This is a genomic window from Tepidiforma sp., from assembly GCF_026419595.1.
Lineage (GTDB): Bacteria > Chloroflexota > Dehalococcoidia > Tepidiformales > Tepidiformaceae > Tepidiforma.
In genome coordinates this window covers 75,850-82,354 of the sequence record NZ_JANZZD010000013.1, presented here as the reverse complement: position 1 = coordinate 82,354, position 6,505 = coordinate 75,850, and the positions used below count along the sequence as shown (strand labels likewise).

Genomic DNA, 6,505 nt, shown 5'->3' with positions numbered 1-6,505 from the left:
ACGTGGTTCCTCGTGGTGGTGCTGGGCCTGCTGGCGCTGCTGTTCGGGTTCCAGGCGGTGCAATCGACCATGGACCTGTTCACGAAGCCGCGCGTGCGGCGGGGGCGCATCACGCGGATGTGGTCGCGGCGCGATTCGCTCGTGATGAAGACGTACTACGTGCGCGTCGACCGGCAGATCCTGCGGGCGGATGCCCACGCGGTCGCGGGCATCCGGGAGGGCGACTGGGTGGAGGTGACCTACTACCCGCACTCGGCGGTGCTGGTCTGGGCCGATGTGGTGCCCGTGCCGCCGGCGGGGGAGGGGGAGGGGGACGGCGGGGCCCGGGGCGGCCCCGCGGGGGGCGGCGGGCCGATCCAGCGACGGTAGTGTGAATTTTTTGCATGGGGCGGGCCGGCGCGTCAGGGGATGACGCGCCGAAATCGCATCGTGCACGCCATTTCAGCCTGGAGTTGCTGCTGTGCGCCGCGCCCCTGCCCTGCTCCTCATCCTCGCCGCGATCGCCGGGGTCGCGGCCCTCGCCGTCGCGGGCCCGTCCGAATCGGGGGCGGCGGCCGACCGGGGTTACGATCTCATCGAGCACACCTCGCCGCCGATGAACCCCGCTGAGACCCAGGCTCTGGCCGACCAGTTCTTCGCCGAGCTGGCCACCGGGAGCGCGGCCCGCGGCGTCTTCCCGCCCGACGAACGGTACCCGATGGCGAATGCCAACCTGCCGCTGATTCGGACGATCGCGCTGGTGGGCATCTACGTTGGGAACCAGTACGTGGGGCATTGCACCGGCTTCATGGTCAACCCAATCGTGCTCATGACCGCAGCTCATTGCCTCTACGAGAACGGCCGGTTCTACGACCGCGTGGTGATCGTCCCCGGGTACAACGGCGAGTCCTACGGGCCCTTCGGCGTGGCCGCCAGTGCGAAGATGGTCGTGCCGCGCGGCTGGGCGGAAGGGCGGGGTGCGCGCGTGCCGAACCCTAACATCCCGGACGAGTTCGACTGGGGCATCGCCGTCGTCGATAACCCGCCGTGGGGGCGGGCGCTCGAGCCCTACCCTTACCTGGCCGATGCGCCCGATTCCTTCTTCACGAGCGGCGCAGTCGAGCTTTTCACCGCCGGCTACCCCGGGGACAAGCCGGTCGGCATGTGGTGGACGACGTCGCGGGAGTTCATCGTCACGCCGACGATGCTCTACACAAAGATGGATATGTGGCACGGCCAGAGCGGTTCGCCCATCTACGCCATTTCCGGGGACCTCGGATTCATCTTCAGCGTCGTCTCCGCTGGCAACGACGACTGGAACTTCTCGGTGCGGTTCACGCGGGCGATGCTGTCCGCGCTCGAAACGTACTGCCGCCCATTCGGGTGCATCCTGCTCACCTTCACGGTCCCGGAGGGCGTCGGCCTGCCCGGCACCCCCACCCCCACCCGCACCGCCACCCCATCGCCGACACCGACGCCGACGCGCACGGTGCCGCCGACCTTCACGCCGACGCCGACGGCGACGCCGACCCGGACGGCGACGGTTCCGCCGACGCCCACGCCGCGGCCTTCCCCGGTGCCCATCCGCATCCCGCTGCTGGCGCGCGACTAGGGGCGGCAGCGACCCGGTAGAATGCGGGCCGCGCGGTGCCGCGGCCTGCCCCCTCCCCCGCGGCCGCATCGCGACACCCTCCGCGGAGCGTCCCAGCGTGCTGCGCCGCCCTGCTTCCCTCTCCCTCGCCGCCCTCCTGCTCGCCGCCGTCGGCGCAGTGCTGCTCACCGCCAGCCAGGCCGGCGTCGCCGCTCCCGCGGGCGCCGAACCGCCGGCGCAGCCCTCCGGGCGCGGCGGCAAGGTCTACCGCAGCGACGGCACCTACCCGGCCGTCCCGGCCCCTCCGGCCGACGCCGGCGCCGGGCCGGCGGCCGTCATCGGCACCGACAACCGCATCCGCGTCTTCAACACGACGGATTTCCCCTGGTCGGCAGTCGTCTACCTCGAGCTGTACGACGAGTTCGGCGACGTGACGGGCTCCTGCACCGGCACCTTCATTTCGCCCGACGCGATCCTCACGGCCGCGCACTGCCTCTACGGCGATGACGGCTGGACGGCGGACATCCGCGTCGTCCCGGCGAAAAACGGCAGCGCCGAGCCGTTCGGCTGGGACTGGGCCACCAGCTGGTGGGTGCCGGACCCGTGGTACTTCGACCCCGGCAACGAGCTGTACGACTGGGGCATGATCTACGTCGACAGCGAACCCGGCCAGGATACGGGCTGGTGGACGATCGCGCTGCTTTCGACCGCCACGCTTTCGCTGCCGGACATCGAGCCCGCGATCATCGGCTACCCGGGCGACAAGCCTGACGGCACGATGTGGTTCCACTACCGCCCGGCCTTCCTCGAGGTCGGCAGCTTCACGCTCTACCACGACATCGATACCGCGCCAGGGCAGAGCGGCTCGGCCGTGGTGCTGACGAACACGACGAACCGCATCCAGCTCCTCGGCTACATCGTCGGCATCCACGTGCGCGGCGTCGCCGCGGGCGGCTACAACGAAGCGACCCGTATCGACCGCGAAGTGCTGGACGACCTCGTCACCGCCTGCGACGAGATGGGCTGCAGCTTCGAGTGGGAGGAGGAGCCCGCGGCGGTGACGCCGACGGCCACCCCGACGCGCACGCCGACGGCGACGGCGACGCCCACCCGCACGCCCACCCCGCCGGCCACGCCGCCCGGGGGCGGCTTCCGGCTCCGCATCCCGCTCCTCGCGCGGGACTGAGCGGCGGGAACCGGCGCCCGGTGAGCGAGGACCGGCCGGCGGCGCCCTACCGCACGATGCGGGAGTGGGCGGGCGATGAGCGCCCGCGCGAGCGGCTGCTCGAACACGGGCCGGGCGTCCTCGCCGATGCCGAGCTGCTCGCCATCCTGCTCCGCACCGGGCGGAAGGGCGAGAACGTGGTCGACCTCGCCCGGCGGCTGCTCGAGACGCTCGGCGGGCTGCGCGGCCTCACCCGGGCCGACCCGGCCGCGCTGCGGCGGCTCGACGGGCTCGGCCCGGCGAAGGCGGCCGAGCTGGCCGCCGCCATCGAACTCGGTCGGCGGGTGCACGCGCTCGACCCCGGCGACCAGCCGGCGCTCCTCCGGCCGGAGGCGGTCTTCGACCTGCTGGGGCCGCGCCTGCTCGGGAAGACGCGCGAGGAGTTCTACGCCCTGCCGCTCGATACGAAGGGGCGGCTGCTCGGCGGCATCGCACCGGTCAACGGCGGCAGCGTGAGCGCCGTGAGCATCCGCCCGGCGGAGACGTTCCGGCAGGCGGTCGTCCTGGAGGCCACGTCCGTCATCCTCGCCCACAACCACCCCTCCGGCGACCCGCGGCCGAGCCCGCAGGACGTCGCCCTCACCCGCGAACTGATCCGCGCCGGGGAGCTGCTCGATATCGCCGTGCTCGACCACGTGGTCATCGGCGCCGCGGGCTTCGTCTCGCTCCGGCGCGAAGGGCTGGCGTTCGAACGGTAGCGCGCCGGGCTGCCGGCCGGCCCGGGGGCGGCTAGAAGCCCCAGTCCTCCCGGGCGATGCCGAGCGAGGTGTAGAGGCTGGGCGGCAGCGGGATTTCGCCGTTCTCGCGCTCGTACTCCTTGAGCTGGGCGCGGAGGAGCATCGCGAGCACCTTGGCGTGCTCAAGGCTCATGCGGAGGTGGCAGAGATCCTTCGGCACGGCGCCGTGGGGGCCCGTGGGGTGGGGCGGGTTGAGGCCGAAGGTGAGCGCCACGCCGTAGACCCCGGTGCTGATCTGGACGGCATCGACGTAGAACTCGGGCACGGGCTGGTCGGGGTCGCTCACGCGGGGCCTCCTCGGGGGTTTCGGCGACAGGGTACGATGGCTGCCGCTTCCGACCCATAGCCCGGGGCTATCGGTGGGGAGCCTGCTATCCACTGGCACAGGGTTGTCGGCCGCGCGTACAATGGGGCGAACGTGTTCCCGGGCCCTTCTCCGCGGGCCCCGGCACTCCACGCACCCGGGATTTTCGAAGGGATTTCACACATGGAAGATGTCGTCATCACCAGCGGTGTGCGCACCGCCATCGGCCGGTTCCAGGGTTCGCTGGCCGATGTCCCGGCCTCGGACCTCGGCGCCCATGTCATCCGCGAGGCGGTGAACCGGGCCGGCATCGAACCCGATGCCGTCGACCACGTCGTCATGGGCATCGTCGGGCAGGTCGCCGAGGATGCTTACCTCTCCCGCCACGCCACGGTGAAGGCGGGCCTGCCGATCGGCACGCCGGCGATGAACGTGAACCGGATCTGCGGCTCCGGCCTCGAAGCGATCAACACCGCCTCCCGCCTCATCCAGAGCGGCGACGCGCAGGTCGTGGTCGCCGGCGGCGCGGAGAACATGACGCGGATGCCGTTCTACCTGCGGAAGGCGCGGACCGGCTACCGGCTCGGCCACGACAGCATCGAAGACGGCATCATCCACATGCTGAGCGACCCCTTCAAGGGCTACCACATGGGGATCACGGCGGAGAACCTGGCCGAGCGGTTCGAAGTGAGCCGCGAGGCGCAGGATGCCTTCGCCGCCGAGAGCCAGCGGCGCGCCATCGCCGCCATCGAAGCCGGCCGCTTCAAGGAGCAGATCGCGCCGATCACCATCCGCGTCGGCAAGGAAGAGAAGGTCTTCGACACCGACGAGCACCCGCGCGCGACGACCGTCGAAGCGCTCGCCAAGCTGCGGCCCGCCTTCAAGGAGGGCGGCGTGGTGACGGCCGGCAACGCCAGCGGCATCAACGACGGCGCCGCCGCGCTCGTCCTCATGAGCGCGAGCAAGGCGAAGGAGCTGGGCGCGACGCCGCGGCTCCGCATCGTCGCCCGCGCCGAGGCCGGCGTCGACCCGGCGATCATGGGCAGCGGCCCCATCCCGGCCATCCGGAAGGTGCTCGAGAAGGCCCAGATGACGCTCGACCAGATCGACTGCATCGAGCTGAACGAGGCGTTCGCCAGCGTCTCCTGCGCCTGCGCGAGCGAGCTCTGCCTCGACCCGGAGAAGGTGAACCCGAACGGCGGCGCAATCGCGCTCGGCCACCCGATCGGCGCGACCGGCGCCATCCTGACCGTGAAGCTGATGTACGAGCTGGAGCGGACGGGCGGCCGCTACGGCATCGTCAGCCTCTGCATCGGCGGCGGCCAGGGCATCGCGACGATCTTCGAGCGGGTGAGCTAACCGCCCGTTCCGGTGGGAACGCGCAGCGGGGGCAGCCGGCTGGCTGCCCCCGTTTCGTTTGCCGTTCGTTCGCCGAGCGGGAGATGGCTACCCCGCGGCCTGGCCGCCTGCGCGCTTCGGCGCCTCCTGGCTGTGCACCACCTTCGCGCAGCGGTCCTGGATGGCGGCGAGGCCGGCGGCCCGGGCGCGTTCGATGCCCGCGTCATTCGTGATGCCTTCCTGCAGCCAGACGCACTTCGCACCCGCCGCGATCGCCTCGTCGATCACCTCGTCGGTATCGGCCGGGCGGACGAAGACGTCGACGACATCGACCGGGCCGGGGACGTCGCGGAGGGAGGCGTAGGCCGTTTCGCCGAGGATTTCATCGGCGGGGAAGCGGCCGCGGTGGACGGGGATGATGCGGTAGCCGGCCTCCTTCAGGTACTTCGCGACGCGGTAGGCGGGCCGGTCTTCGCGGCTGTCGAGGCCGACGACGGCGATGGTGGCCGCGCTCATCAGGGCATCGATGGCGGCCTGGTCAGCGGTGCTTGCCACGGGGTTTCCTCCTCGAACCGGCGCGTTCGCCGGCGGTTCGTTCGATGGGCTGGCCGGTGTCGGTATCGATTTCGACCAGCTCCCAGCCCTCGGGCAGGTCGATGCGGGCGCCCGTCATGGCGGCGATCGCCTGGCCGACGGCAAGGGTGCGGTCCATGCCGTCCTCCTGGCCGTAGGCGGGCACGGGCACGTTGCAGATGGTGAGCCGCTTGCCGCTCTTCTTCACGAGGACGAGCGAGAACTGGCGGAGGTCGTCCGGCAGGTCGTGCCAGCGGTCCGGCTGGTCGCCTTCGATGCAGACCTCGAGGTGGTCGATCTTGGCGAAGGGGACGAGCTCCTTCGTGCCGATGCCCATGCCGAGGTAGCCCTGCTGCCAGGTGGCCGAGCCCTTGCGGCGGTCGACGACGACATCGGCGCCGACGAGCGCGCCGACGAGGCCCATGACGGAGACGGGCACGAGGATGATGAGAAGCAGGAGCAGGCCGACGAGCAGCCAGAACGGGAGGGCCGGGCCGCGGTCGACCATGAACCAGCCGGCGGCGAAGGAGAGGAGGAGGCCGAGGAGCGGGAGGATGATGGTGCCGCGGGCGCTCTTGATTTCGATCCGGTCGTCGCCGATGACGGCCATGGAGCGGTGGAGCAGCACCGTCTGCTTGCCGTCGCGGCGCCGGTCGACGACGTGGCCGGGCAGGTTGGTGACCATCGTGATCGATCGTCAGGCCGCGGGGCGTGGGCGGTCAATCGGGGGCGGGGGCAGCCCCCTTGCGCCCGCCGGG

Annotated in this window: 8 protein-coding genes; 5 read left to right on the top strand and 3 right to left on the bottom strand. The window is 71.4% G+C overall.

Annotated features, from left to right (window positions below; translation table 11 throughout):
• The 4 genes from N2041_RS08740 to radC form a co-directional block, all read left to right on the top strand.
• A partial coding sequence (locus N2041_RS08740; RefSeq protein WP_297677860.1) for a hypothetical protein occupies window positions 1-369 on the top strand: 369 nt, incomplete at its 5' end.
• 91 nt (window positions 370-460) lie between these two features.
• Entirely contained in the window at window positions 461-1,591 is a 1,131-nt protein-coding gene (locus N2041_RS08735) for a hypothetical protein (RefSeq protein WP_297677858.1), read from the top strand.
• Window positions 1,592-1,688: 97 nt separating this feature from the next.
• On the top strand, window positions 1,689-2,756 hold the full coding sequence (locus tag N2041_RS08730) for a trypsin-like serine protease (RefSeq protein WP_297677857.1): 1,068 nt from the start codon (window positions 1,689-1,691) through the stop codon (window positions 2,754-2,756).
• Window positions 2,757-2,776: 20 nt separating this feature from the next.
• Window positions 2,777-3,493: a DNA repair protein RadC gene (radC, locus tag N2041_RS08725; protein ID WP_297677855.1), complete on the top strand. Its 717-nt coding sequence runs from the start codon at window positions 2,777-2,779 to the stop codon at window positions 3,491-3,493.
• 31 nt (window positions 3,494-3,524) lie between these two features.
• On the opposite strand, the gene N2041_RS08720 is transcribed toward radC, so the two are convergent.
• A complete protein-coding gene (locus N2041_RS08720; protein ID WP_297677854.1) occupies window positions 3,525-3,818 on the bottom strand; it encodes a hypothetical protein in 294 nt (97 codons plus the stop codon).
• Between the two features lie 201 nt (window positions 3,819-4,019).
• On the opposite strand from N2041_RS08720, the gene N2041_RS08715 reads away from it, so the two are divergent.
• The gene (locus tag N2041_RS08715) at window positions 4,020-5,195 is read left to right on the top strand and encodes a thiolase family protein (protein ID WP_297677852.1); all 1,176 of its coding nucleotides are present in this window, start codon (window positions 4,020-4,022) and stop codon (window positions 5,193-5,195) included.
• Window positions 5,196-5,282: 87 nt separating this feature from the next.
• Here N2041_RS08715 and N2041_RS08710 read toward each other — a convergent pair whose 3' ends face one another.
• Together N2041_RS08710 and N2041_RS08705 are read right to left on the bottom strand one after the other, a co-directional pair.
• On the bottom strand, window positions 5,283-5,729 hold the full coding sequence (locus N2041_RS08710; RefSeq protein ID WP_297677850.1) for a CoA-binding protein: 447 nt from the start codon (window positions 5,727-5,729) through the stop codon (window positions 5,283-5,285).
• Complete coding sequence (locus N2041_RS08705) at window positions 5,713-6,432, bottom strand: hypothetical protein (RefSeq protein ID WP_297677848.1); 720 nt, start codon at window positions 6,430-6,432, stop codon at window positions 5,713-5,715. Before N2041_RS08705 ends, N2041_RS08710 begins: the two co-directional genes overlap by 17 nt.
• Window positions 6,433-6,505 lie beyond the last annotated feature (73 nt).